This window comes from Candidatus Effluviviaceae Genus V sp. (genome assembly GCA_014728125.1).
Classification (GTDB): Bacteria; Joyebacterota; Joyebacteria; order Joyebacterales; family Joyebacteraceae; genus WJMD01.
In genome coordinates, this window is the sequence record WJMD01000086.1 from 1 (window position 1) to 26,709 (window position 26,709).

Below are 26,709 nucleotides of genomic sequence, written 5' to 3' on the forward strand. Positions count from 1 at the left end.
CCTCCACTCAGCGGTACATGGCCTTGAGCGTGCCCCACGTGGTTTCCTCAGTGCGCCCTGAACTGGCGGCCAGGTCCTCCCAGCGGACGATCTCGTAGAGCGTCTCGCCGTCGGGGCCCGTATCATCCTGGTCGATGCGGAGCACGAACTCGACGACGGCGTCCGCCCGGCGGTTGAGCGAGTTGGGGAAGTAGACCATGAGGTCGGTGTCGACACGATACGTCCAGCGGTCGTCCATGGGATCACCCGGGTCCGCGCCGACATCATGTCCCCAGGTGATGGTCGTCAGCGTCAGGGTGATCTGCTCGACCTCGAGGGAGGGGTCGCTCACCTCCTCGTCGCCGAACATCCTCTGGTGGATCGTCTGCTCGGTCGTCCTGCCCCAGTACTCGGGGAGGGACGCGTCGTTGTCGATGTCGACCTGGGCCAGATGGAACGCGAAGTCCTCAGCGAGGCAGTCGAGGTACGCGTCGGTGTCCATCGCCTCATAGGCCTCATTGAGCTTGACGAGCGCATTCGCGGGGGAGTCCCTGAGCGTATAGGTGTCCTCGGCCTCGTCGGGGCCCGTGGTCGTGCTCTTGCAGCCGAAGAGCAATCCCGCGATCGCCAGCAGGACAAACAGACGTCTCATGACGGTATCCTCCGGGAGAGTGACCGTGGGAGGGGGGGAAATCCTCCTATGCACAGTATCTCACATGGACGCCGGGGCGTCAACGAGAGCTGCCTCACGCCTCTTCGTTGATACGCCACCAGCGCGTGGACCAGTCGGCGTCACGGCGTCGCGGGAACTGTCTCCGACATTCACGCGGTTGTCCACGGAGTTGACACCTCACGGCGGGAGAAGTTCACCCCACGCCGGTTCCCTCGTCGGCTGCGGGCTGCTCCGGCCCAGCCCGTAGGACCTTCGGACACGATCACCAGGTTCGGACGCGCTCACGCGCGACCTGGCACGGGGGTTGTTATGGAAGGGGGGCGAGCGCTTGCGCCCTGCGCGGGACGCGGTGAGGCCGGGCGAGGGAGTTCTGAAAAGGGGCAGGGCTTTCCTCGTCCCGGCACTCGCCGAATCGCTGTCCGTCGGGTGTATCCGGGTGACCCGCGGCCGGGCTCGTGGCCCGCAGCGGCCGCCATCAGCACAACCTCCTTGCGCAGCCCTGCGCCGTTGAGTAAACTCCATCCTAGTGACGTCACATGACAGGCGAGGCGGAAACGGTGGAGGGCGAGCCGCGACCGCCGCGCTCTTTCATCTTCGTTCGACGGCGACATCGTGGCATCTGGAGGTACCGATGAAGCGCACGGCTCTTGTGCTGGCGGCCCTCATCGTCATCGCGGCGGGCACCGCGCACGCTGAGGACGGAACGACCGGTCTCGCGTTCCTCAAGCTCGGCGTCGGGGCGCGCGCCATAGGCATGGGCGACGCCCATGCGGCCGTCGGAGGGGACGCCTCCTCGATCTACTGGAATCCCGCCGGCTCGGTGTCGGTCGAGAACATCGACGTCCTCCTCATGCACAGCGAGTGGTTCGAGGGGATCCGGTATGAGTACGCGGGCGCCGTGAAGTCCGACGGGCGTCAGGCCTTCGGACTGGGCGTGGTCGGTCTCTACGTCAACGACCTTGAGCGGCGGGAGGGCCCGACGAGCGAGCCCCTCGGCGACTTCGGGGTCTTCGATATGGCCCTGACGGGAACATACGCGCGGAGGCTGACCGACGACCTGGACGTCGGAGCTTCGGCCAAGTACCTCCACTCGGAGATCGACGACGAGAGCGCGAGCGGCATCGCCTTCGATGCCGGCGCGCAGTACCGGTTGCCCGCCCTGAGCGGGCTCGCTCTCGGTGTCTCCGTGCACAACCTCGGCGCCCAGATGAAGTACGTCGAGGACGAGTTCGACTTGCCGGTCCTCGGCAGGGTCGGGGCGGCCTATTCGACACCCGTCGAGGCTCTGAACGGTACCGTTCTCGTGGTCGCCGACGCGGTGATCCCGGTCGACGGAGACACGAAGCTCCACGCCGGTATCGAGTACGAGTACAACGACCTCATCGCCCTCAGAGCGGGCTACAGAAGCGGGTGGGACAACCAGAACATCTCTGCGGGGTTCGGTGCGAAGGTGAGGAACTTCCGCGTCGACTACGCGTACGTGCCGTTCTACTCCGACCTCGGCGACACGCACCGCATCTCACTGGGGTTCGCTCTCTGATCCGGACGTCTCATCGCCCCGGCAGTTCGCTCTGAGCTCGAGCGGGGTCAGGCGACCTTCACGCCACGTGAAGTGCCGGAAGCCGTTCTCGTCCAGCCTGAGAACGGCCCTCGTGTCCTGCCAGTCACCGACGACAACCGCCTCGCCGCCCGGCGCCCGCCAGCAGGCGGGTCGGTGGAGATGGCCGACGACCGCCGCGTCGTAGCGACCGCTCACCTTGTCGAAGAGGAACGCCTTCATCGGAGGCATCGCGCGCTCGATCCTGTCCTCGGTGATCTCCGAGAGGCCGGACGCCCACCGTCCTATCGAGGCTCCCAGAGAGGGCGGAAGCGCGCGGAAGGCCGCGATGGCCGGTGCGCTTCTGATCACCGCTCTGAGCGTCTTGTAGCGCAGGTCTCCGACGGGCAGCCCGTCGCCGTGGGCTATGAATAGCCTGCGACCGCAGTGCGTCCTATCAACAGGGGCGCGGTGCACGACGGCCCCCGTCATCCGTTCGAACGCCTCACCAGCCCAGTAATCGTGGTTACCGCCGAGGAAGTGAACCGACACGCCCGACGCGGCAACGGCACGGATCGCTTCGAGCGTCGCGTTGTGTCCTGCCGTCGGGCCCGCCAGGTACTCGAACCAGAAGTCGAAGATGTCGCCGACCAGATAGAGATGTGAGGCCTTTTCAGAAAGGACCGGAAGCAGCGACAGGAGGTCCCCGGTGCGCCCTCCGAAGGTCGCCGGGTTCTCGGGCACGGGTTCCGGCAGAAGATGAGCATCGGCCAGGAACCACACGCACTCCCCTGCGGTCCTGTGGTCCCGTTCTGCTGTCATGCGACCTCCTCCGGAGCCCGAAACGGCTTGACCGAATGCAACGGGAACGCTACAGTTGCATCTCAAGATATGAGCTGCAAAAGGCCGTCGGGCAGGACCTTCCGAGAAATGAGCGCCAGTTCGGTGGTCCGGGGCGCTCGGTCACGGAGTATACCCCCGACCGTCTGTCGCAGCAAGGTCAACCGTCTGCGGAGGTTGCAGAATGGCATCGCTCTGGGATGATGTGAAGAACGCGATCGTTGACGGCTACGTCTACGCCGCTGATAAGGCCGAGGAAGTCACGCAGATCGGCCGCGCCCGTGTCGAGATACTGAGGCTCAATCGCGCCATCGCACGCGCCATGACCAGGATCGGCGCAAGGACCTTCGAGCTCTACGAGGCGCACGAGGAGGACACGCTCGAGGGCGATGAGGAGATCAGAAACGCCGTCGAGCGGATCCGGACGCTGCAGCAGAAGATCGCGGAATGGGAAGAGGAGATCGAGAGGGCGAAGGAAGAGCGCGACCAGAAGGCCCTCGAGGAATCAGCGGATTCAACGGACGACACGGACTGACCGTCGAATCAGTAAGGCAGGCACTCACCGGTCCTCCCGGCCTGCCGGGAGGACAACCTGTATAGGGGGCCTGTCGATCGGCGATCTTCATGACCCACATCGGAGGAGATGACGACATGAGAAGCTGGACCAGTTTGGTAGCCGGTGGTGCGATCCTGATCGTGGCAGGGCTCGTTCTCGGGGTCATGATCACGGCGAACTACGACTGGGCGCCGGAGTCGTCGGCGCAGGACATCGGTCCTTCCAGGACGCCCGAGCTGTCGGTGTCGCCCGTCGCCCTCGGCGAGAGTCCGTTCGTCTCGGTGGCCGAGGAGCTTCTGCCGGCGGTCGTCAGCGTCGATACGAAGCGGACGATCACCAGAGGAAACGACCCATTCCAGGACATGTTCCGCGACTTCTTCGGAGAGCGGATGTACCGCGACTACTTCGGCGACGAGGGGACCGAGCGGGAGTACGAGATCCCCGGGTCGGCCTCGGGCTTCATCTTCGATGACAGCGGATACGTCATGACGAACAACCACGTCGTCGACGGCGCCGACGAGGTCGTCGTCGCGCTCGACGACGGCCGCGAGTTCGATGCCGAGATCGTGGGTCAGGACCCGAGCACCGACATCGCCGTCCTCAGGATCGAGGGCGACGACCTCCCGAGCGTCCGTCTGGGCGACTCGGATGCCATCCGTGTCGGTGATTGGGCCATAGCGATCGGGAACCCCCTGGAGCTCGAGGGCACGGTGACGGTCGGTGTCATCAGCGCCGTCGGGCGCGCCGACCTGAATATCCGCGGCGGGGCGCCGATCTACCAGGACTTCATCCAGACGGACGCGTCGATCAACTTCGGAAACAGCGGCGGACCGCTGGTCAACATAAGAGGCGAGGTCATCGGCGTGAACTCGGCCATCAATCCGTCTGCGAACGGGATCGGCTTCGCCATCCCGATCGATCTGGCGTACCAGGTCGCCGAGTCGCTGATGCAGGAGGGACGCGTCGTCCGCGGGTACCTCGGCGTCTTCCCTCAGGAGATCACGCAGGATCTGGCAGAGGCACAGGGCCTCGACGACATTGAGGGCGTTCTGATCGCCTCCGTGGAGGATGGGACGCCCGCGGACGAGGCGGGGCTCGAGCCGGGTGACGTCATCGTCGAGTTCGACGGCTCCGAGATCTCGACGGTCTCCCAGTTCCGTATGGTCGTCGCCGGCGTGGCGCCCGGAGAGAAGACCGACATGACGGTCATCCGTGACGGCCGACGCAGGCGCCTGACCGCGAGGCTCGACGAGCGGCCCGGACAGGACGTGGCCGAGGTCGAGGAGGCCGAGCCGGAGCCAGAGGCGTGGTTCGGGATCGATGTGCTGGGGCTCAGTCACCCGATGGTTCGTGAGCTCGGCGTCGAGGCCGAGCACGGCGTGGTGGTCGTCCGCGTTGAAGCGGGGAGCCCTGCGGCCGACGGCGGCATCCAGGTCGGTGACGTCATCCAGCGCGTCGGCGACAGAGAAGTTGAGAACCTCGAGGACTACAGGAGCATCATGGAAGACATGGAGGGACGGACCAAACCCGTCGCCTTCATGGTGCGGAGGGGCCAGTACACCTACTTCGTTGCAGTGCGCCCCGAAGCCGAATAGCAGGAGGATGAGACGGGATCCGTCGAGCGAGATGGACCCGAGACCGGACAGGGCCTTAAGGGGAGGCCCCGACGAAGAACACCCCTGCTTCATACGCTCAGAGGTCTCGGAAGAGACGGAACCCTGGGAGGGGTGGTGAGAGCATGACGTACTACGGAAGCCCGGCAGAGGAAGACAAGTGCCTGGAGAGCTACCTCCAGGAGATCGCGCAGACCCCGCTCCTCACACGTGAGGAGGAGCACGAGATCGGTCTTCGCATCCTGAAGGGCGACCAGGCCGCCAGGGATGAGCTTGTCAAGGCGAACCTCCGTTTCGTTGTCAGCGTGGCGAAGGGCTACGCGCGGAAGACGGGTTCGCCCATCATGGATGTGATCAACCAGGGGAACCTGGGACTCATCGAGGCGGCCAAGCGGTTCGATGCGAACCGCGGCCGCAAGTTCATCACGTACGCGGTCTGGTGGATCAGACACGCGATCCTCAAGGGCATGGCCGAGCAGAGCGGCGCGATGCGCCTTCCGCTCAACAAGTCCGGTGCGATCCGCAGGATGTGGCGGACGCTGGAGCGGATGAGGCAGGAGAACGGCCGAGAGCCGACCGACGCCGAGCTCGCGAAGGCCATGAAGATGAAGGTCAGGGAGATCAGGGAGCTCAAGAAGCTCTCCGTCACGAGCCTGTCGCTCGACGCGCCGATCGCCGGCGACGAGGATCTCGATCTCATTGACATGGTCGCCGATCCCGCCGAGGATCCGGCGCTGCAGAGCCTACACTACGAGTCGCTCGACCGCGAGGTCGACATGGCACTCGAGGCGCTTACTGCACGCGAGGCGAAGATCCTCAGGCACTACTTCGGCCTGGCCGGAGAGAAGAAGAAGACGCTCGAGGAGATCGGGACGATGATGGGGTTGACCCGCGAGCGCATCCGCCAGATCAAGGAGGAAGCGCTCAGGAAGCTCCGGGAGTCGCCGACCCTCGACGAGCTGAGATCGTATCTCAACTGACGGACGCGTGCCGGCGTCCAACGAACGGAACGCCGGCGCGTTGCTTCAGAGCGGAACAAGGGCGCCCACCGTTCCTCGAGTGTTCGGTGGGCGTTCGTTTGGCCGGAGCCGTCATCGGCCCGCATGTCGCACCGAAACGCCTTGACGCACGTTTCGGCAGTTCCCTAGTATCTCCCGATGGTGGTCCCGTCGGGCCCGGACAACCGGAGACCGGATTCGACATGCTGAAACGTGCCCTCTTCATCCTGCTGATAGGCCTGCTTCCGGCCGCGCTCACAAGCTGCGGCGAGGAGCCTCGGGAGACGTCCGTCTCGAGGGTCCTGGACAACGGCCTGACGATCGTGACCCGCGAGAACAGGGCGACCCCGGTAATCGCACTCCAGGCATGGGTCGGCGACGGGGCGCTCTTCGAGGAACCCGAGGAAGCCGGCATCGCCTACCTGCTCGCGCACACCGTTTTCGACGAGACCGAGAGTTATGGAGAGGGCGAGATCCGCGCGACGATCGAGTCGCTGGGCGGCACAATGAGAACGTACTCCTCGCATGACTTCGCCCTCTTCTCGATCGTCGTCGAGAATCGCCACCTGGATTCGGCCGTCGACGTGCTCTACGAGGGGCTGACGAAGCCGGTGTTCAGTGACGAGCGGCTCGCCGAGGCCGGGGAGCGCTTTCCGAAGCAGCCCGCGCCCGGCGGCGAGGGACCGATCGAGGAGGCGTACCGGCTCTGCATGGAGCACATGCTGCCCGACCACCCCTACGGGCGTGATCCGGCAGGGACGATCTCGACGGTCGCGGGCATCACGGCCGAAGATCTGGCCGAGCGGCATGTCGCACATTACGTTGCAGAGAACATGGTCGTCGTGCTCGTCGGCGACGTTGATGCAGCAGCGGCGGCCGATGCCATCGAATCGAGGTTCGCGTCGCTCGAGAAGAGGCCGTCGCCCGAGCCGGCGGCCGGATCGCCCGAGTGGCCCGACGAGCCGGTGCGCGTCGTCCGGAAGTCTGACTACAGAAGAACGTTCGCAGCTTTGGCGTTTCCCGGGCCGGGCATCGGAGACCCGGAGAGCGTGGCGATGGATGTCCTGACGGGCGTGCTGTGGCGAGGCGAGAGGTCGGGTCTGCACAAGGTCCTGGTCGAGGAACTCGGACTTGCCTCGAGCGTCTCGGTCGGCTGGTACACGAGGCGCCAGCAGAGCCCGGTCTATGTCTGGCTCGAACTCGAGCCCGGGGCCTTCGACGCCGCTGAGAACGCCGTTCTCGGAGCAGTGTCGCGGCTCGCGGCGGACGGCGTCGGTCAGAAGGAGGTCGACGAGGTCGTCGAGGCGGTTCGGGCCTCGATGCTGTTCATCCAGGAGACCGCCGAGGGTCAGGCTCACGACATCGGTTACTGGACCTCCATCGGACATCCCGGCTTCGACAGTGAGTACATGGAGAGACTCGAGCAGGTCACCCCGGAGGACGTGAGAGACCTCGCGGAGCGTCATCTGAGGGCGAGAAACCGGGCCGCCGCCGCCATCGTTCCCCGGGAAGAGGACTAGGAATGGGCCTCGTGCGCAGGACCGGCTGCTTCGTCAAGCGCAACCGAGCGACCGCGGTGACGGCCGTAGCCGCCCTCGTGCTGTTCTTCGTCTCGGCGCCGCCGGCATCGGCCTCCCTCGTACAGGACCGCCTGCCAAATGGGGTGCGGGTCGTCGTCGAGTCCGGTTCGTGGAACCGCATCGTCTCGGTCTCCGTACTCGCGGACGCGGGCTCGAAGTACGATCCACCCGAGCTCCCGGGGCTGGCGCGCGTCACCAACGAACTGCTCGGTTACTCGACGGCCGCCATGTCGTACGCCGACGTCTGCCGCGTCTCCGGATGCGCTTGGATCGACTTCGGGACGTCGACGACGGAGGACCTCGCCGAGGTCCATGTCTCCGCCGTCGACGAGCACCTCGAGCAGGCGCTCGACCTCGTGGCGGCTGCCGTCACGGAGCCCTCGTTCACGGCCGAGGATCTCGCCACGGTCCAGGTGTCCATCCAGAAGCAGCTCGAGCACGCTCTCGACGATCCGTTCGAGCGGTCGTTCGTGAAGCTCAATGAGCTGCTCTTCGAGGGACACCCGTACGGGTCGCCCGTGAACGGAACGCTCGAGGGTATTGAGAGGATCACCCCGTCGGACGTCAGGCGCTTCCACGACGAGCGCTACACGGGAAGGGGTGTCGTTGTCTCTGTGGTTGGAGACGTCGATCCTGACGAGATCATCGAGATGGTCGCCGAGCGGTTCGGCGGGCTTCCCTATGGGCGGCCGCCCGGGGAGCCGACGTATCCGGTCGAACGCACCGGAACGTCCGAGTTCGAGCTCTTCAAGGACGTCGAGAACGGCCGTGTTCTGTTGGGTTTTCTCGCTCCCGCAGCTGACGACCCGGACCACGCCGCCGTGCGTGTGCTGACCGAGGTGCTCGGGGGCGGCACTGGTTCCCGGCTCCACACGAGGCTCGCCTCCGACGGTGAGCACGCAGCGGACGCCGTCGGCGCCTTCTACCCGCTGCGTCTGGAGCAGGGGCGCATCGTGGCCTACGCGACCCCGGTCCGGGCCGAGCGGACGCTCGACCTGATGACCGAGGTCGTCGAAGCGCTCAGAAACGAGCCCGTATCGTCCAGTGAGCTGAAGAGGGCAAGCAACAGGATCGTCGGTCACTACGTCATGCGGGGCCAGCGCAATCTCGAGCGCGCCAGGCGGCACGCCTGGGACGAACTCTCGGGGCTCGGCGGTGGAGCCCACGACCGGCTCATCCGATCCATCGAAGAGGTCGACGCCGATGATGTGCTCGACGCGGCGCAGCGGTACCTCGTCGATCCTGTCATCGTCGTGCTGAAGCCCGGAAGACCGGGACGCGGCGGCATCTGACGGACGCCGCCGCATGACGTGAGCGGCGACCCCCACCGGACGACGGGCGGCCCCTCCGAAGCCCGCCGGAGGCGGGGAGCCCGGGGAGGAAGACGTGCTTTCGCGTGTCGGCATCATCACGGCGCTTGTGGCGGTTCTTGTCACCATGTCGGGCGGGACGGCATCCGCCGTCGAACTCACGGCCGTTCGACACTGGACGGCGCCGGACCACACCCGCATCGTGGCTGACCTCTCTGGAGAGGCCAGCTACTCCACGCGCGTGCTGACCGATCCCGACAGGGTCGTCGTCTACATCGTCGGCGGCACCATCGGCAGCGCTTCGAGAAGGACCGAGGTCGAGGACGGCCTCATTGAACGCGTGCGCCTGAACCAGCTCGACGGCGGCGTGCAGCTTGTTGTCGATCTGGGGAACGCGCCCGTGTACAACGTCTTCCCCTTGAAGCCGTACGCGAACAAGCCGCACCGCGTCGTCATCGATGTCTTCAGAGAGAGCGAGTCCGCGGCGCCCGAGCCCATCGTCACGCCGAGCGGCGCAGGACCGAAGAGGGTCGTGATCATCGATCCGGGGCACGGCGGCGAGGACCCCGGGACGCTCGGGAACGGCGAGATCAAGGAGAAGGACCTCGTTCTCGACATCGCCAGGCAGCTGGCGCGGGAACTCGAGACGCGCGGCCGGTATGAGGTGCGGCTGACCCGGGACGGCGACTACTTCGTCAGGCTCGCGAAGCGCAAGGAGATCGCGAACCGGCGCGGCGGCGACATCTTCATCAGCATCCATGCGAACAGCGCGCCGAACCGGAACGCCTGCGGCACGGAGGTCTTCTTCGTCTCGCCGCGGGGCGCGAGCGACCAGGCCGCGAGGGAGCTCGCGGACAGGGAGAACGCCGCCGATCTCGTCGGCGGTGTATCGCCCGACGCCGACACCGATGTTCTTTCGATTCTAGTCGACCTCAAGATGACCGACAGCGTTTCGAAGAGCTCGGATCTGGCGAGGATGATCACCCGGGGGCTCTCCTGCGACGGAACCTCGGAGTCGGTCGTCAAGCAGGCGGGCTTCGTGGTGCTCAAGAACCTCGCCATGCCGTCGGTCCTGGTCGAGGTGGGGTTCCTGACGAACAGCGCGGACGTGGCCCGCTTCAAGCGGCCGGACTACAGAAGCGAGTACGTGGAGAGGCTGGCCGACGGCATCGACGCGTATTTTGAGCGGTACGCGCCGCCGGCACTGGCGGACGACGGCACGCATCGCGTCGCGCCGGGCGAGACGCTGTGGAGCATCGCGCGCCGCTACGACGTTACGGTCGAGGAGCTGCGCGAGGCGAACGACCTGGCTGAGGACGCGACGATCCGCGTCGACCAGGTGATCCGGATCGAGAAGTCCTGAAGCAGCGATCCGGCCCGCAGAGAACGCCGGGCACGGGCCCGGCGAGACGGGGAGAGCAGTGCGAATCCGACCGATCATCACGAACAACATAGGGCTGAAGATCGCGGCCGTCGTGATCGGCCTGTTCATCTGGATGTTCGCCAAGGGTGAACAGGTGTCTGACCGTACGTTTCAGGTCCCGCTCGTGCTGCGCGACATGCCGGAGGGCGTGACGACCGTCGAGCCTCCCGTCGAGACCGTCCAGGTGGTGCTGACGGGAGACAACTCGGAGCTCCTCAGGCTTGGACTCTGGGGCGATCCTCGTGCAGTGGTCGACATGGCCGAGGCGGTTCCCGACCGGTCGTTCCGCGTCGTGCTCTCGCCGGCCAACATCGTGTTGCCGCGCGACGCGCGCGTCTCAGTCTCGGAGATCCACTCGCCGAAGACGCTGGACTTCGAGATCGACGAACTCGCGGAGAAGAGACTCCCCGTCGTGCCGGTCATCGAGGGGAACCTCGCGGAGGGGTACTACGTTCTGGGCCGACCGAACACCGTGCCCGACTCCGTGAGCGTCTTCGGCCCGGCCCGCGTCGTCGATGACCTCGAAAGCGTCTCACCCGCGCCGCTCATGATCGAGGGAAGGCGCGCACGCGTCGAGGCGACACGCGAGATCACATTCGCAGAGGACCAGAACCTCGACGCCGTTCCGCGCGAGGTGCGCATCGTAGTCGAGGTCGAGGGAACGTCCGTGGTCGTTGTCGAGGACATCCCGGTCTCGTTCGAGCACGAACCGGGATTCGACTCCGTCACCATCGTGCCGGAGGTCCTTGCGCTTGAGCTGTCGGGACCGGAGCACATCGTCACGCGTCTCGCGGCGGATGACGTGGGCGCGGTCGTCGATGCGCGCGGGCTGCCGCGCGGTACGCATCGGCTGGTGCCGGAACTGACGCTGCCCGAGGGCATCGAGGTCCGGTCCGTGACCCCGACGCGCTTCACCGTCACGCTCCAGTAGCGACGAGATAGGAACTCATGCTGATCCTTGGTATCGACACGTCGTGCGATGAGACCGCGGCGTCGGTCCTGCTTGACGGCGGGACCGTTCGCTCCAGCGTTGTCGCGTCACAGATGGTCCACTCGGAGTACGGCGGCGTCGTGCCCGAGTACGCGTCGCGCGAGCACATGCGCGCCATCGTCCCCGTCGTGCGCCGTGCGCTCGAGGAGGCCGACGTCACGTACGACGACCTCGAGGGGATCGCGGTGACGAACCGCCCGGGTCTCATCGGGTGTCTTCTGGTGGGAACGTCGTTCGCGAAAGCGTTGGCGTTCGCGCTCGATGTCCCCGTCGTCGGAGTCGATCACATCGAGGGGCACGTCGCATCGGTGCGCCTGACGGAGCCCGACGTGTCCCTCCCCATGGTGTGCCTCGTCGCCTCGGGAGGACACACCGAGATCATCCGCGTGGCGTCGTGGAACGACATGGTCACCGTCGGGAGGACGAGGGACGACGCGTCCGGGGAGGCGTTCGACAAGGTGGGCAAGCTCCTCGGATTGAGCTACCCGGCGGGCCCGACGATCGAGAAGCTCGCCCGGGACGGCGACCCGACCGCGTTCGACTTCCCCCGCGCGATGATGTCCCGCGACGAGCAGGACATGAGCTTCTCGGGGCTGAAGACCGCCGTGCGGTACACGGTGGAGGAGCTCGGGTCGGTTCCCGAGGGGCAGGCGCTCTCCGATCTGCTTGCGAGCTTCCAGGCCGCGGTCGTCGATGCGCTCGTGACGAAGACGATCCGAGCTGCCGAACGGTGGGACGCCGTCTCGGTCGGTCTCGGCGGCGGGGTCGCGGCCAACGGGCCGCTGAGGGACCGCCTGAGCGAGGAGGCCCGGCGGGGCGGGTTCCACATCGTCGTTCCGCCGAAGAACCTCTGTACCGACAACGGCGCGGTCATCGCGGCCGTGGGGCACCGGCTTCTCGAGGACGGTGTGGACGACGGTCCGGGACTCACGGTCCGTGCCTCGCGCAGCAGGCGCACTCCGGAGGGCTAGACGGAGGTATCCGGACGCAGTGGACACTCGGTACGTGGAGGTAGCGGTCCCGCTTCCGGTGAGCGGGACCTTCACATACTCGGTACCGGACGAGCTCGCCGAGCGCGCCGTCCTCGGTTCGCGCGTGCTCGTGCCGTTCGGGCGCCGTCGTGTGACGGGCTTCGTCGTCGGCGACACCGGCGACCCGGAGATCGAGAGCATCAAGCCCATTATCGACGTGCTCGACATCGGGCCTGTTGTCGACGAGCGGATGCTCGAACTCACACGATGGGTCGCCGACTATTACCTCGCGTCGTGGGGCGAGGTGCTTCGAGCCGCTCTCCCTCCCGGGATCAACCTCGAGAGCCGCAGGGCGCTTCGCATCACGGAGGACGGCAGGCAGGCCCTCGAGGAGGACCGGGACCTCCCCGAGACGCAGCAGAAGCTGCTCGAGGCGGCCGTCGAGAGGGATCGCATCTCGCTGATGCACGCTCTCAGACTGGCCGGCATCCCACGGGGCCGGCACGGCGACGTTGACGCGCTCGTGCGGGTTGGTCTCCTTGAGCTCTTCGAGGAGCTTCGCGGCTCGACCAGGGCCGGAGGCCGCCAAGCTGTGGTCCGGCTGGCGGTGTCGCCGGAGGAGGCTCGAAAACGGGGGGAGGGGCTCGCATCGCGGGCGCCCAAGCAGGCCCGGGCGCTCCGACTCCTCGCTGACGCGGACGGCTCTGAACTCACGCCGGCCGAGCTCAGGGAGGCCGGCGTCGGCACCGGGAGTGTGAGCGGCCTCGTCGAGAAGGGGCTCGTCGAGCGCGCCGAGCGATCCGATCCCGATGTCTCGACGGGAGGCGAGGGGTGGGACCTCCGCGAGGAGGGTCCGCTCAAGCCCGAGCAGGCGGAGGCGCTCGGCCTCATACGGACGCACATGAGCGCGCGGCGCTTCGGCGTAGTGCTCATCCACGGTGTGACAGGGAGCGGCAAGACGCGCGTCTATAGCGAGGCCGTCCGGACTGCGGTCGATGAGGGCAGGAGCGCGATCGTGCTCGTGCCTGAGATCGCCCTGACGCCCCAGATGGTCCAGCGCCTGCGGATGGAGTTCGGGGACCGGGTCGCGGTCGTCCACAGCGGGCTGACGCGCACCCAGCGCTACGACACATGGCGGGCGGTCCGCGAGGGACGATACCCGATCGTGGTCGGGCCGAGGTCGGCCGTCTTCGCTCCGGTGCCCGATCTTGGGGTCATCGTCGTCGACGAGGAACACGAGGGGACCTACAAACAGGGAGAGTCTCCCCGATACCACGCCCGCGACGTCGCCGTGATGCGGGCGAAGCTCGACGAAGCGGTCGTCGTCCTGGGCACCGCGACCCCGAGCATGGAGACCTACCAGAACGCCCGCGAGGGCAAGTACGATCTCGTGGAGCTGCCGACCCGCATCGACGCGGGACCGCTCCCCGAGGTCGAGCTCATCGACATGCGCCACGAGCAGCCGGTCGATACCGAGGGCGCCTTCTCGGCCAGGCTCAGAGACGAGGTCGCGCGGACGATCGACGAAGGCCGGCAGGTCATCCTCTTCCTGAACCGCCGCGGGTACGCCTCCTTCCTGCAGTGCATGGACTGCGGCCACACGCTGCGGTGCGGCGACTGCCACGTTTCGCTGACGTATCACTCCGTGGGCCGCAGGCTGCGGTGCCACTACTGCGGAACGTCTTCGCGCGCCCCCACCTCGTGTCCCGAGTGCGGCAGCGCCAATCTGCGGTTCGGCGCGCCCGGGACGCAGCGGGTCGAACGGTCGGTCCGCGAGCTCTTTCCCGACGCCGTCACCGAGCGGATGGACCAGGACACCACCTCCCGTCCGGGAGCGCACTGGAGGATCCTCCGGGCCTTCGCCGAGCGCAGGACGGATGTCCTGCTGGGCACTCAGATGATAGCGAAGGGGCTCGACTTCCCCGGCGTCGGACTGGTCGGGGTCGTCGCTGCCGACGTCGGGCTCAATCTGCCCGACTTCCGCGCAGGGGAGAGGACCTTTCAGCTGCTGACCCAGGTCGCCGGCAGGACGGGGCGGTGGGGAGAGAGCGGCCGGGTCGTCGTCCAGACCTACCGGCCTGAGCACTACACCATCGAGCTGGCGCGCGCCCAGTCGTTCACCCCCTTCTACGAGCGTGAGTCCGAGGAGCGTCGCGGGATGGGGCTCGGCTATCCGCCGTTCAGCCGACTGGTGTCGATCCTGGTGCGCGGCAGAAGGGCCGAGCAGGTGACGCAGGCGGCGGCGACACTCGCTGAGTTTCTCGATGCCGGCGCGACCACGATGGACGAGCCGCGCCCGGAGGTCCTCGGTCCCGCGCCGGCGCCGCTCGAGCGGCTCAAGGGCTCGTACCGCTGGCACGTGCTCGTCCGCGGGCGGGGAGGCGCAGCTCGTGCGCTCGTTGCCGCGGCCCTCAGGCAGATCGGCTCCCTGAAGCTCCCATCGTCGGTCTCCGTGGCCGTCGACGTCGATCCGGTCGACCTTCTCTAGGACTTGACTGCGCCCACGATGCCGGGTAGATTGAAGAATGCCTGCCCCGCGCGAGGGGCAGGCACACTTTTCGCAAGTTGTTCCAGGGTCTCACGCCCCGCGCAGGACACGGTCCCGCGCGGGCGAATCAGCCCTGCGGAGTGGGCCGCTCGCCCGCGCCGCGCGGCAACAGGCGAGGCCCCCGGCCCCCGGGCCGGCAGCAGTAGCACAGGAGTCATCGGAATGGCAGGAGTTACGTTCAACAAGATCACCAAGGACGCCGAGATCACCGAGATGCTGCGCACGTGCAACGACCAGCTCGGCATCATCGGCTATACGGAGCACGGCATCCGGCACGGCAAGTGGGTCGGTCGCACGGCCCAGAAGGTCCTCAAGACGCTCGGGAAGAACGGTCGCGAGCCCGAGCTGGCAGGCATCGCGGGCTACCTTCACGACCTCGGCAACATCGTCAACCGTGAGGACCACGCCCAGTCCGGCTCGTTCCTCGCGTACCAGCTTCTGAGGGATCGCGGCATGCCGATGGAGGAGATCACGACGGTCATCTCGGCGATCGGGAACCACCACGAGGAGCATGCCGACCCCGTGAGCAACGTCTCCGCGGCACTGATTCTCGCGGACAAGGCCGACGTGCACCGCTCGCGTGTCAGGAACCCCTCGATGATCAAGTTCGACATTCACGACCGCGTGAACTACGCTGTGCAGAAGTCGCAGCTGCAGGTCATCCCAGCGGAGGCCGTCGCCAGGCTGTCCCTGACGATCGACACGGACATCTCACAGGTCATGGAGTACTTCGAGATCTTCATGTCGAGGATGATCGTCTCGCGGCGCGCGGCCGAGTACCTCGATACGCACTACGAGCTGGTCGTGAACGGAACCCGACTGCTCTAGCCGCAGTCTCGGATCCGGGGTGACGATGCGCGCATCCCCCAACATAGCTCTCGTCTTCGGCGACGACGTCGCGCCCGTGGTGCGGCGTCGTCTCACGTACGCCTTCCGCGTCTTCTGTGCCGTCAAGGGCGCCAGGGCCGTCGACGACCGGTCCGGTCAGTCAGATGTCGTGAGACTCTGCTACGGAGCGCCCTGCCGGCGCCAGGGGGACGTGAGGCTCGAGCCCGCCTACACGGCGCGCCCGGCCGCCGAGCCTCCCGGATCGCCGCGCACCGTCGCCGTGAACGCCCCCGATGGAGAGGCCGTCGCGATGCCCGTCTTTCACTCGGATGGGGCACCCCCGGAGTGCGTCGACTGGCTCGGCGAGATCTTCGAGTGGCTCTCGGGCACCTGCGAGCGCACCGCGACGGAGCGCGACGCGGTCGGCCGGGTGCCGATGTCGGGTGCGCCGAGCCGCCGCTTCGGTCTGTCGCCGAGCATACCCTACGCATCGGTGGCCGTTACGGAGCTCGACCGGCGCATCGCGCGCTCCGCGGGTGGGCTCTGGACCGCCGGCCTGGTCTCTCCCTGGGACGATACCCCGCTCGGGGTGGCAGTCACGCACGACATCGACTTCCTGCCGGACCACCCCGGGGCCTCGCTCTCGAGGTGGGCCCGGAACACGGCCGTCGGCGCGTTCCGGATGCGCAGTCTCGAGACCGCATTCCGCGCGGGGACCTCGATCGCAAGGCCGTTTCTCGGGCGAACCTGGCTTCACAACGCCCTCCGTCGCTTCCGTGAACGCGAGCAGAAGCGAGAGGTCCGCTCGACATGGACCGTCGTTTGCAGGGCGGAACACGGCAGGGACCCCACGTATCGCCTCGAGTCGGACGCAACGCGCGCCGCGCTGGACGGGCTCGCCTCGTCCGGCGCCGAGATCGGGGTCCACGGGAGCTACACGAGCCTCGACGGCCCCGGACGACTGGCCGACGAGTACGACAGACTGAGGGTCTTCGGCTTCCGTCCGGTCGGCGGACGGCAGCATTGGCTCAGGTACGACGGCGACGGCCTCTTTCGCGAACTCGAGCGTGCGGGAGCGCTCTACGACGCCACGGCCGGGTTCCACGAGGACGTGGGCTTCCGGCACGGCGCGGCGTTCCCGTTCCCGCCGTACGATCTCGAGCGGGAACGGGCATTTCAGCTCCTGGAGCTGCCGCTCGTCGTCATGGACGTCGCGCTGGCCGTCTCGACGCCTCCCGACCAACGACTCGACCGGTGTCGGGCCGTGTTGAGAGAGGCGTCCCGCTGGACGTGGGGAGGCGTCAGCGTGCTCTGGCACGATACGAGCCTGACGAACGCGCTGCATCCCGAGTCGCTCGGCGAACTCTACTTCGAGCTGCTCGACGGACCGGGGTGCTTCTGCACAGGGAAGGAGCTTGCTGAGACGGTGCGCGAGCGATACGCTGTCGCCGGACTGAAGATCGGGTCTGCCGGAGGTTCGTCCTGATGGAGCGCCTCGAGCGCAGAGAGCACGACGCGTGGGACGCGTTCGTCGACGCCACCGACGGCGGGACGGTCTTCCATACGGCGTGGTGGCATCGCGCGTGGGGCGCGCCCGTCGAGGTCTACGCGCGGCGGGACGCCGGAGAGTTCGAGGCCGGCATCGCCGTGAGTACCGGGCGCTATCTCGGTGTCACGGCCGTTCGCCGCCCGCCGTTCACGCCGGCCAACGGTCCCGTCTTCTCAGTACCCGACCTCTCTGAACGGGGGTCGGCCTACTCGAAGCTCGTCGCCGAGTGGAACGACGCCATGTCGGCCTGTCCCCGGGCCGGGATCTACGATTTCGTCGTCCGACCGGGCTCGCCGCCGGCCCTGCCGCTTCTGTGGAACGGCTACCGAGCGTCCCCCACGTACACGTATGTCATACCCGCCGTGGACGAGGGGGAATGGCCCGCCCGGATGTCCAGCATGAACCGCCGCAACCTCAGGAAGGCGCACGCCGAGGCCGATGAGAGGCGTCTGGCCGTCGAGACGGGCACACCGATGATCGAGGTCGTCGACCTCTTCCTGCAGACTGCGCGCGACAAGGGCTTCGCCATCCGGGGCGGCTCCGACCGCCTGGTGGCCTGGTGGAGCGAGGTGGCGTCGCGTGAGGCGGGGACGATCTACACGGTACGGGATGAACACACGATGCCGGCCTGCTCGACGCTCGTCGTCCGCGACCGAAGGACGGCCTACTATCTGGCCGGCGGGATGCGGAGCGACGTTCGCTCAGAGAGCCGATTGAATCTCGTGCTCTTCGAGCGGATGATCAACGACGCCCATGCCCTGGGTCTCGACTTCGACTTCGAGGGCTCTTCGCTTCCGGGTGTCGAGCGCTTCTTCCGGGGCTGGGGCGGAGAGCTCAGAGAGGGTATGCGCTACGTGCGGATCCCCGCGCTCCACGCTTACATCGCCTGGCAGGCGCACCGCTACATGCGGCGCGGCCATCACACGGGCGAGTGGGTCTCGCTGCCATGACGAAGGGAGCGACGATGGGCGAACGGAGGAAGGTCGAGCTCGGCGTGCCTGTCGGATTCGACTATCAGATGGTCTTCCGCAAGGAGTGGCGCGAGCCGTTGCCGGTGGACGAGCGGGACGACGTGTCCTTCCTCACGGTGGCGAACCCTCTCGCCGCCCTCCGCCTTCTGCCCGCTGTCAAGGGACAGTACCGCCTGCCCATGTTCCTGAAGACGCTCATCAGGCTCGCCATGGGTCGGCGGATCGCCTACTTCCTGATCAAGGACCGGATGATCGTGGGAGCGGGCATTGCCTGGATCGGCCGCTGCCGGCACTACTGGGTCGAGCCGGACAGCGCCATCATCGGGGCGTCCTGGACGTCGACCGACTACCGCAGACAGGGACTCGGCTACCACGGCGTCGCCAGCACGATCAATGCCCTGATCGACAGGGGGCATCGCATCATCTACGCCGACACCGACAGGGACAACCGCGGCGGCCAGGGCATCATCAGGCGCTGTGAGTGGGGCGATCCGATCGGCCTCTACATCCTCGGTCCGAAGCCGCCGGCGGAGTGAACCGCGGGGGCGCGGCGGCCGTTCCCTTTCCTCGGCGTAACCCCTTGCCATAGTGCAGTTTGCGGTCATATTGCTTGACAGCGCCGCTTTGCGACGCGTATACTGCCCGCAATACGTAACACAAGGCACCGGACTGTCACTCTCCGAGAAGGGGGATTCGAATGTCCTTGATGAAGGGTGCTCTGGCGCTCATTGCACTGGTCGCGATCGTCGCGCTCTCGGGGTGCGGCGCGGACCCGGCGTTCACGAGCGGCAAAGTCTATCTCGCCGACAAGAACTACGAAGATGCCATCGAGCAGCTCACGCTCGCCATCGAGAACGCGCCCGACAACTGGGAGCCTCGCATGTATCTCGGCAGCGCTTACGCCGAGACCGGCGAGCTGGAGATGGCGCACGACGAGCTCTTCCAGGCGCTTGAGCTGGCGCCGGACGAGGGAGCGGAGTCCCAGGTCGAGAACATGATCAGCTACTACTGGCAGCAGCACAACAAGCAGGGCATGCAGTACGTCGACGCGGCGAAGTACGATGAGGCCATCAAGGAATACGAGAAGGCCATCACGATCGACCCCCGCAAGCCCGACGCTCTGACAGGACTCGGTGTTGCGTACCAGTCTCTCGGTGAGTACGACGAGGCGATCGAGTACTTCGAGATGGCCTATGAGTCGGCGCCCGAGAACGAGACGATCCAGGAGAACCTCCTGACCGTCTACGACAACAAGGCGCGCAGCCTCGGTTCGGCGAGTCAGTACGAGGAGGCGATCTCCTACTACGAGCAGATCCAGGAGATCGCGCCGGACTACCCGGAACTCGACTTCAATATCGGCTACATGCACTACCAGATGCGCGACTACGCGACGGCCATCGACTACTACGAGGACTACCTCGTTGAGAACCCGGAGGACGAGGACGTGCTCCGGATGACGTACTACGCGCACTTCCAGATGGGCGAGAGCCTCTGGGAGACCGATCAGATGGCCGCGACCGAGCATTACGAGGAAGCGATCGGCGCTCTCAACCGTCTCGTGGCTATCGAGGACGACGTCAGCTACCACCGCACCCTCGCGAAGATCTACAACACCCTCGGCCGCGAGGAAGAGGCGATGCTCGAGGTCGAGCAGATGCGGATGCTCCTCGAGCAGCAGAACCAGTAGCACTTCCCCGTTTGTCCACATGATCGACGGCGCCGCGCGGGCCCTTCGGGGCTTGTGCGCGGCGCCGCCGCACCTCCTCACCCGTTCGCACTCGCGCTTCCAGGGCCGATGCCTCATCCAGAGACCAGATCAGTCGTCACAGAGCGCGATCTGAACGAAGAGCCCCTCGACGGGCGGCGCGTCGGCGTGATCGGCTACGGCAGCCAGGGTGAGGCGCAGGCGCTGAATCTCAGAGATTCGGGTGTCGACGTCGTCGTCGGTCTGCGAGAGGGCAGCCCCTCGGCCGACCGAGCGAGGACAGCGGGGCTCGACGTGACATCGGTCCGCGGTGCCGCCGGGTCCGACATCGTCGCGCTGCTCATCCCGGACGAGGAGATCGTCCACGCCTTCGCGGAGAGCGTCGAGCCGGTCGTGGAGGAGGGGTCGACGCTCGTTCTAGCTCACGGGTTCGCTCTTCGGTTCGGGGGCCTCGAGATCGCCGGCGGGATCGATGTCGTCCTGGTCGCTCCTATGGGCCCGGGCACCCTCCTCCGGGAGCGGTATCAGGCGGGAACCGGACTTCCCGCCGCCTACGCGGTCGATCGGGACGCGACCGGCCGCGCCCGGCAGACGGCGCTCGAGTACGGCGCCGCCATCGGGTGCGCCCGCGTCGGGCTCTTCGAGACCGGAGTGGCCGAGGAGACGGAGGTCGACCTGTTCGCCGAGCAGGCCGTGCTCGTCGGCGGCGTGATCCGGCTGATCGAGGCCGCTTTCGAGACGCTCGTCGAGGCCGGCTACGATCCGGCGGTCGCGTACATGGAGTGCCTCTACGAGCTGGGTCTGACGGCCGACCTCATGCAGCGGTTCGGGGTCTCGGGGATGCGGAACCGCATCAGCAGGACGGCTCTTTTCGGCGACCTGACACGTGGTGGCCGCATCATAGGTGAGGAGACCAGGAACGGCATGCGTCAGGTGCTCGAGGAGATCCGGAACGGACGCTTTGCAGAGGAGCTTGCGGCGGACGTCTCGAGCGAGGGGCGGGAGACGAAGCAGGCGCTCGAACGCGCGCGGCAGAGTCTGCTGCTGCGCGTCGAGGAAGCGGTCGCGCCGGTCGTCCATCCGGGGAGAGACGAACACGAACCGGATGAGTGACCGGCGGTCAACCTCACTGCTCCGGTCGATCGGAGCTCATGGGATCCGATCGTGCTCCGGCGCTGTCCGAGGGGTTATTCGGCTTGACACCCTCAGTGGGTTCGGCTAGAATCTTGCTTGGACGTGACCCACGGACTGCTTCCCGCGTAGCCCATCCGGAGCACACCTGACCAGAGCCCGATCCTTCACACAAGGACATCGATTGTAGCTTCGCGTCGAGCTCCACACGTATGCGATGAAACGCCGCCGGACAGCGTGCCGGTACGCGTCAACCCACAGGCCCCACTCTCCGAGGTGGAATGGATGGCTGAGAAGTCAGAAGGAAGAACACCGTCGAAGAAGCGCACGACCGGCAGCAGGTCGACGCGCTCGTCCGGAAACGGCAACGGCAGAGGTACCAGGAACACACGCACGTCGCGCAGCACGCGCTCGACGTCCCGCGCGTCCTCCGATGCGTCGTCCGCCGCGAAGACGACCGAGACCACGACCGGCACCACGACAAAGGCATCGTCCACATCGTCGAACCCCGACAACCTCAACATCGGCGAGCTGAAGCAGCGGACGATCAAGGACCTCGTGCAGTACGGGACCGAGCTCGGCGTCGAGGGCGTGGGGGGACTCCGAAAGCAGGACCTCATCTTCAGGATCCTTGAGGCGCAGACCCTGAGGAGCGGGCTCATCTTCTCGGAGGGCGTGCTCGAGATCCTGCCGGACGGCTACGGGTTCCTGCGGTCCCCCGACTACAACTACCTGCCGGGACCGGACGACATCTACGTGTCGCCGTCGCAGATCAAGCGCTTCGACCTTCGGAAGGGCGATATCGTGTCGGGCCAGGTCCGGCCGCCGAAGGAGAACGAGCGCTACTTCGCGCTGCTGCGCGTCGAAGCGGTCAACTACGAGAACCCCGAGCAGGCGAAGCAGAAGATCCTCTTCGAGAACCTGACGCCGCTGCATCCGCAGGAGCGACTGAATCTCGAGGTCGACCCGGACGACATGACCACGAGGGTCATCGATCTCCTGTCTCCGATCGGCAAGGGACAGCGCGGTCTGATCGTCTCGCCGCCCAGAGCCGGCAAGACCGTCATTCTGCAGAAGATCGCCAACAGCATCACGACGAACCACCCCGAGGTGGTCATGATCGTCCTCCTGATCGACGAGAGACCTGAGGAGGTCACCGACATGGACCGCTCGGTGAAGGGCGAGGTCGTCAGCTCGACGTTCGACGAGCCGCCGGAGCGCCACGTTCAGGTGGCCGACATGGTCATCGAGAAGGCCAAGCGCCTCGTCGAGCACGGGAAGGACGTCGTCATCCTGCTCGACTCGATCACGCGCCTCGCACGCGCTCACAACACGGTCGTCCCGCATTCGGGCAAGATCCTGACGGGCGGCGTCGACTCCAACGCGCTCCAGCGACCGAAGCGGTTCTTCGGCGCGGCGCGGAACACGGAGGACTCCGGGAGCCTCACCATCGTCGCGACGGCTCTCATCGACACCGGTTCGCGCATGGACGAGGTGATCTTCGAGGAGTTCAAGGGCACGGGCAACATGGAGCTCGTGCTGGACAGGAGGCTCACGGACCGGCGGATCTTCCCCTCGATCGACATTCTGAAGTCGGGGACGAGGAAGGAGGAGCTCCTGCTTCCGCAGGAGACGATCAACCGGCTGTGGATCCTCCGGAAGTTCCTGAGCGAGCAGACGCCGGTGGGAGCGATGGAGTTCCTGCTGGACAAGCTCAGGCAGGCGAAGACGAACCAGGACTTCATGGACTCGATGAGCGCCCTCTAGCTGGGCGACACACAACGTCCGCGCCCATCCGGAGTTTCCGGGCGCGGGCGTTTCAGATTCGGCTGAGGCGGCGCCCGGGAGATGGGTGCACTTGCCGCGCCTCCGGCCGAGGTTGGCGGACACCACCGCACGGCTCCACGAGCGCGATGCGTCGTCGGGGCCTGCGGATGATGAGGACACGAGGAGAAGGTCTGATGAAGAAGGACATCCATCCCGACTACCAGGTAGCCACAGTGAAGTGCGTTTGCGGGAACGAGTTCCAGACGCGCTCGACGCTGAAGGAGATCAGCGTCGAGATCTGCTCGGCCTGCCACCCGTTCTTCACGGGTCAGCAGAAGCTGATCGACAGCGCCGGCCGCGTCGACCGCTTCCTCAAGAAGTACGGCAAGGACTACGCCTCGAAGATGGAGGCGAAGGCGGAGAAGCCCGCTCCTGAGGTCAAGGCCCAGGAGAAGGCGGAGAAGCCCGCTCCTGAGGCGAAGGCCGAGGCCCCGTCCGAGGAGAAGCCGGCCGCGGAGGCCGGGTCCGACGAGGAGCCGGAGACCGATGCCGGCGCCGGCGAGGACGCTGCCGAGGCGACTGCCGACGACAAGAAGTAGCGGGACCGGCCATGGCGACGACGGGCAACCCGCTTCGGATCTACACGCTCGACGACCTCCCCCCGGAGGTCGTCGCGGTGACGTTCGCCCGGACGTCGCGGTCCCCCGAGTCCTTCGATGAGATCGCCCGCGAGCTGACCGAGGAGTCCTCCTCCCGCTTTCACGAGAAATGGGTCGTCGGCTACGGACATTCGTCCGTCGCCGAGCACGCGGTGCTCTCCATCGCCGTCGAGAACGTCTCGATCCTCGGGGCGAAGATCATCGAGGACAACCGTCTCTCGTCGTTCACGGAGAAGTCGACGCGCTACCAGGTCATGTCCTCCGACAACTACTACACGCCGTCCGTTTTCTCAGAGGACGCCGCGGGGGAGATCTACCGCGCCGCCGTCAGGGACCTCTACGATACCTACGAGGCGCTTCTCCCGGACGCACGCCGTTTCGCCGAGGAGAAGTACGGATGTCCCTCGTGGCGTGAGCGGGGCGTGACGCCCGGCGGGAAGGCCTGCGACACCGTCAGAGGGCTGCTGCCGGCGGCCGCCAAGACGAATCTCGGCTGGACCGTGAACGCGCGCAGCCTGCGGCACGCCGTGGTCAAGCTGGGTTCGCATCCGCTCGAGGAAATGCGCGACCTCGCGGAGGGTCTCACCCGGGTCGCCGGCGAGCGGGTCCCGACGCTGCTGCGCTACACGGAGCCCTCGCCGTACCTGTCCGGTTGGGAGGAGAGGGTCGGCGAGCTGGTTCCCGACGGCGGCGCGAGGACGTCCACCGAGAACGGCGACGGATCGTCGGTCCGTCTCGTGGAGCACGACCCGGCCGGTGAGCGGGCCGTTCTCAGGGCGATTCTCTTCCGTGCCGGAGGCTCGTCGTACGACGACTTGAGGCGCGGCGTCGACGGCTGGTCGCGCGAGCGCGTGAGTGCAGCCCTCGAAGAGGCGCTTCGCGGCGTCGGGGACCATGAGGCCCCGGTGAGGGAACTCGAAGCGACGACCTACACCTTCGAGATCACCTGCGATTTCGGCGCGTACCGCGACGTGCAGCGGCATCGCATGGCGACGCAGACACGCCAGCCTCTCACTGCGGAGCTGGGATACGTGATTCCTGATGACGCGCGCGAGGCGGGCGTGGCGGCTCCCATGACCGAGGGTCTCGAGCGTGTCCGCGACGCCTGGCGGGCGCTCCGGGAGGTCGACGGGACCGCGGCGCAGTACGTCGTGCCGCTCGCCTACAGGGTCCGTTTCCTCATGAGCATGAACCTGCGGGAAGCGTACATCTTCTGCCGGCTGCGCTCCCGCGTCCAGGGTCACGAATCGTACCGCCGGATCGCGTGGGCGGTCAGGGACGAGATCGAGCGGGTGCATCCTATGCTCGGCCGGCTGATTCCGGTCGACCGTCAGACCGCCGGGTCGGCGCTCGTCGAGAAGGAGGTCGAGCGATGACGCGTCCAGGCGACAGCGGGCCGAAGAAGGAGGCCCGGCAGACACACGCCACGCCGGAGGCCCGCGGGGAATCCTACGATTCGCCGATCAGCGGTTTCGGCGAGCAGCCCTCCCCGGGAGGCAAGGTCCACTACGGCGGACAGGCGGTCATCGAGGGCGTGATGATGCGCGGACCGACCAAGGTCGCCACGGCGGTCCGGCTGCCCTCCGGCGGGATTGCTGTACACGCGGAGCCCTTCGTCTCGTTCTCGAGGAAGAACAGACTTCTCAGACTGCCGGTCGTCCGCGGCGGCCTGACGCTCATCGAATCGCTGCAGCTGGGCCTGAAGTCGCTCAACTACTCGGCCGGCGTCGCCATGGAGGCGGCGGAGGACGAGGCGCGGGAGGGCGACGTCGCGGAGACGGGCGAGACCGCCGGTGCCGGCGCGGACGACCATCAGCGCGGCGCCGCGAACGACCCGGAGCCCGGTCAGTGGAAGACGACGGCCGCGCTCACCGGCACGATGGTGTTCGCTCTCGCGCTCGGCGTGCTCTTCTTCTTCTACATCCCGCTCGTGCTCACGGACTTCATCATGGTCCGGACCGGGCTCGAGGGCAGCGTTCTTTTCAACCTGATCGACGGTGTCATCCGCGTCGCTTTCTTCCTGGCGTACATCTGGAGCATCTCGCTCTGGAAGGAGATGCGGCGCGTCTTCGAGTACCACGGGGCCGAGCACAAGACGATCTTCATGGAGGAGGCCGGCGACGAGCTGACGCCGGAGAACGCGAAGAAGTACGTGACGAAGCACCCGCGCTGCGGCACGAGCTTCCTGCTCATCGTGATGGTGGTCAGCATCCTCGTGTTCATGCTGACCGGCCGTCCGCAGACGATCGTGCACCGGCTGGCGCGGCTGCTTCTGATACCGGTCATCGCGGGTATCTCCTACGAGATCATGAAGCTGTCGGCGAAGCGCGCGGGAACGTGGTGGGCAAGACTGCTCTCGGCGCCCGGCGTGTGGCTTCAGAACATCACCACGAAGGAGCCCTCCGACGACCAGGTCGAGGTGGCGATCGCCGCGCTCGAGGCCGCGAGGGTGGAGGAACCCGATGCTTGAGAAGCTCGACTCACTCAAGGCCCGGTACGAGGAGCTCAACAAGCTGCTCTCCGACCCCGATGTCCTGAAGGACCACAACCTTCTGAAGAAGTACTCGAAGGAGCGCGCCGGACTCGAGGAGGTCGTGACGACCTACGACGAGTACCGGGGCGTGCTGGACGATATGGCCGCCGCGAAGGAGATGATCGAGGAGGCGAAGGACAAGGAGGTCCGGGAGTTCGCCCGGGCCGAGCTCGAGGAGCTCGAGGAGCGGGAGGAGAAGCTCGAGGAGAGGCTGCACGTGCTTCTCGTTCCGAAAGACCCGAACGACGAGAAGAACACGATCGTCGAGATACGCGCCGGGACGGGCGGGGAGGAGGCGGCCCTCTTCGCCGGTGACCTCTTCCGCATGTACGACCGCTTCGCAGAGCATCAGGGGTGGAAGGTCGACGTTATGAACTCCAACCCGACCGGAACAGGCGGGTTCAAAGAGATCATCTTCATGGTGATCGGCGGCCACGTATACAGCCGCATGAAGTACGAGAGCGGGGTGCATCGCGTTCAGCGTGTGCCCGTCACCGAGTCGCAGGGACGGATCCACACCTCGGCAGCCACCGTCGCCGTGCTGCCG

Annotated in this window: 23 protein-coding genes; 21 read left to right on the forward strand and 2 right to left on the reverse strand. The window is 66.7% G+C overall.

The window, feature by feature from the left end; translation table 11 throughout:
* Positions 1 to 7: 7 nt before the first annotated feature.
* Positions 8 to 631: a hypothetical protein gene (locus tag GF405_04795; protein MBD3367476.1), complete on the reverse strand. Its 624-nt coding sequence runs from the start codon at positions 629 to 631 to the stop codon at positions 8 to 10.
* Positions 632 to 1,283: 652 nt separating this feature from the next.
* Between GF405_04795 and GF405_04800 the strand changes: the two genes are divergently transcribed.
* Positions 1,284 to 2,192: a PorV/PorQ family protein gene (locus tag GF405_04800; GenBank protein ID MBD3367477.1), complete on the forward strand. Its 909-nt coding sequence runs from the start codon at positions 1,284 to 1,286 to the stop codon at positions 2,190 to 2,192.
* Here GF405_04800 and GF405_04805 read toward each other — a convergent pair.
* Entirely contained in the window at positions 2,172 to 3,011 is an 840-nt protein-coding gene (locus GF405_04805) for a hypothetical protein (protein ID MBD3367478.1), read from the reverse strand. The genes GF405_04800 and GF405_04805 overlap by 21 nt on opposite strands.
* A gap of 202 nt (positions 3,012 to 3,213) precedes the next feature.
* On the opposite strand from GF405_04805, the gene GF405_04810 reads away from it, so the two are divergent.
* The 20 genes from GF405_04810 to GF405_04905 all read left to right on the forward strand — a co-directional run.
* Positions 3,214 to 3,564 (forward strand): hypothetical protein, encoded by a 351-nt coding sequence (locus tag GF405_04810; protein MBD3367479.1) that lies wholly within the window; start codon positions 3,214 to 3,216, stop codon positions 3,562 to 3,564.
* A gap of 89 nt (positions 3,565 to 3,653) precedes the next feature.
* A complete protein-coding gene (locus GF405_04815) occupies positions 3,654 to 5,180 on the forward strand; it encodes a Do family serine endopeptidase (GenBank protein MBD3367480.1) in 1,527 nt (508 codons plus the stop codon).
* Positions 5,181 to 5,323: 143 nt separating this feature from the next.
* Positions 5,324 to 6,178: a sigma-70 family RNA polymerase sigma factor gene (locus GF405_04820; GenBank protein ID MBD3367481.1), complete on the forward strand. Its 855-nt coding sequence runs from the start codon at positions 5,324 to 5,326 to the stop codon at positions 6,176 to 6,178.
* Between the two features lie 221 nt (positions 6,179 to 6,399).
* On the forward strand, positions 6,400 to 7,716 hold the full coding sequence (locus GF405_04825; GenBank protein ID MBD3367482.1) for a hypothetical protein: 1,317 nt from the start codon (positions 6,400 to 6,402) through the stop codon (positions 7,714 to 7,716).
* 2 nt (positions 7,717 to 7,718) lie between these two features.
* Entirely contained in the window at positions 7,719 to 9,068 is a 1,350-nt protein-coding gene (locus GF405_04830) for a hypothetical protein (GenBank protein MBD3367483.1), read from the forward strand.
* 94 nt (positions 9,069 to 9,162) lie between these two features.
* Positions 9,163 to 10,449 (forward strand): LysM peptidoglycan-binding domain-containing protein, encoded by a 1,287-nt coding sequence (locus GF405_04835; GenBank protein ID MBD3367484.1) that lies wholly within the window; start codon positions 9,163 to 9,165, stop codon positions 10,447 to 10,449.
* Between the two features lie 58 nt (positions 10,450 to 10,507).
* A complete protein-coding gene (locus GF405_04840; GenBank protein MBD3367485.1) occupies positions 10,508 to 11,440 on the forward strand; it encodes a hypothetical protein in 933 nt (310 codons plus the stop codon).
* A gap of 17 nt (positions 11,441 to 11,457) precedes the next feature.
* Entirely contained in the window at positions 11,458 to 12,471 is a 1,014-nt protein-coding gene (gene tsaD / locus GF405_04845; GenBank protein MBD3367486.1) for a tRNA (adenosine(37)-N6)-threonylcarbamoyltransferase complex transferase subunit TsaD, read from the forward strand.
* 19 nt (positions 12,472 to 12,490) lie between these two features.
* A complete protein-coding gene (gene priA, locus GF405_04850) occupies positions 12,491 to 14,959 on the forward strand; it encodes a primosomal protein N' (GenBank protein MBD3367487.1) in 2,469 nt (822 codons plus the stop codon).
* Positions 14,960 to 15,181: 222 nt separating this feature from the next.
* Entirely contained in the window at positions 15,182 to 15,847 is a 666-nt protein-coding gene (locus GF405_04855; GenBank protein ID MBD3367488.1) for an HD domain-containing protein, read from the forward strand.
* 25 nt (positions 15,848 to 15,872) lie between these two features.
* Positions 15,873 to 17,333 carry a hypothetical protein gene (locus tag GF405_04860; GenBank protein MBD3367489.1) on the forward strand — a complete coding sequence of 487 codons (1,461 nt, stop codon included), beginning with the start codon at positions 15,873 to 15,875 and terminating at the stop codon, positions 17,331 to 17,333.
* On the forward strand, positions 17,333 to 18,346 hold the full coding sequence (locus GF405_04865) for a GNAT family N-acetyltransferase (protein MBD3367490.1): 1,014 nt from the start codon (positions 17,333 to 17,335) through the stop codon (positions 18,344 to 18,346). The genes GF405_04860 and GF405_04865 overlap by 1 nt, the downstream gene beginning before the upstream one ends.
* Entirely contained in the window at positions 18,343 to 18,903 is a 561-nt protein-coding gene (locus GF405_04870) for a GNAT family N-acetyltransferase (protein ID MBD3367491.1), read from the forward strand. Before GF405_04865 ends, GF405_04870 begins: the two co-directional genes overlap by 4 nt.
* Before the next feature lie 161 nt (positions 18,904 to 19,064).
* Complete coding sequence (locus GF405_04875; protein MBD3367492.1) at positions 19,065 to 20,054, forward strand: tetratricopeptide repeat protein; 990 nt, start codon at positions 19,065 to 19,067, stop codon at positions 20,052 to 20,054.
* A gap of 108 nt (positions 20,055 to 20,162) precedes the next feature.
* Entirely contained in the window at positions 20,163 to 21,185 is a 1,023-nt protein-coding gene (gene ilvC, locus GF405_04880) for a ketol-acid reductoisomerase (protein ID MBD3367493.1), read from the forward strand.
* Positions 21,186 to 21,488: 303 nt separating this feature from the next.
* On the forward strand, positions 21,489 to 22,970 hold the full coding sequence (gene rho / locus GF405_04885; protein MBD3367494.1) for a transcription termination factor Rho: 1,482 nt from the start codon (positions 21,489 to 21,491) through the stop codon (positions 22,968 to 22,970).
* 194 nt (positions 22,971 to 23,164) lie between these two features.
* Positions 23,165 to 23,569 (forward strand): 50S ribosomal protein L31, encoded by a 405-nt coding sequence (gene rpmE, locus GF405_04890; protein MBD3367495.1) that lies wholly within the window; start codon positions 23,165 to 23,167, stop codon positions 23,567 to 23,569.
* Between the two features lie 11 nt (positions 23,570 to 23,580).
* Entirely contained in the window at positions 23,581 to 25,005 is a 1,425-nt protein-coding gene (locus tag GF405_04895; protein MBD3367496.1) for a hypothetical protein, read from the forward strand.
* Positions 25,002 to 26,099 carry a DUF1385 domain-containing protein gene (locus tag GF405_04900; GenBank protein MBD3367497.1) on the forward strand — a complete coding sequence of 366 codons (1,098 nt, stop codon included), beginning with the start codon at positions 25,002 to 25,004 and terminating at the stop codon, positions 26,097 to 26,099. Before GF405_04895 ends, GF405_04900 begins: the two co-directional genes overlap by 4 nt.
* The coding region (locus GF405_04905) for a PCRF domain-containing protein (GenBank protein ID MBD3367498.1) at positions 26,092 to 26,709 on the forward strand (618 nt) is incomplete at its 3' end. The genes GF405_04900 and GF405_04905, both read left to right, overlap by 8 nt.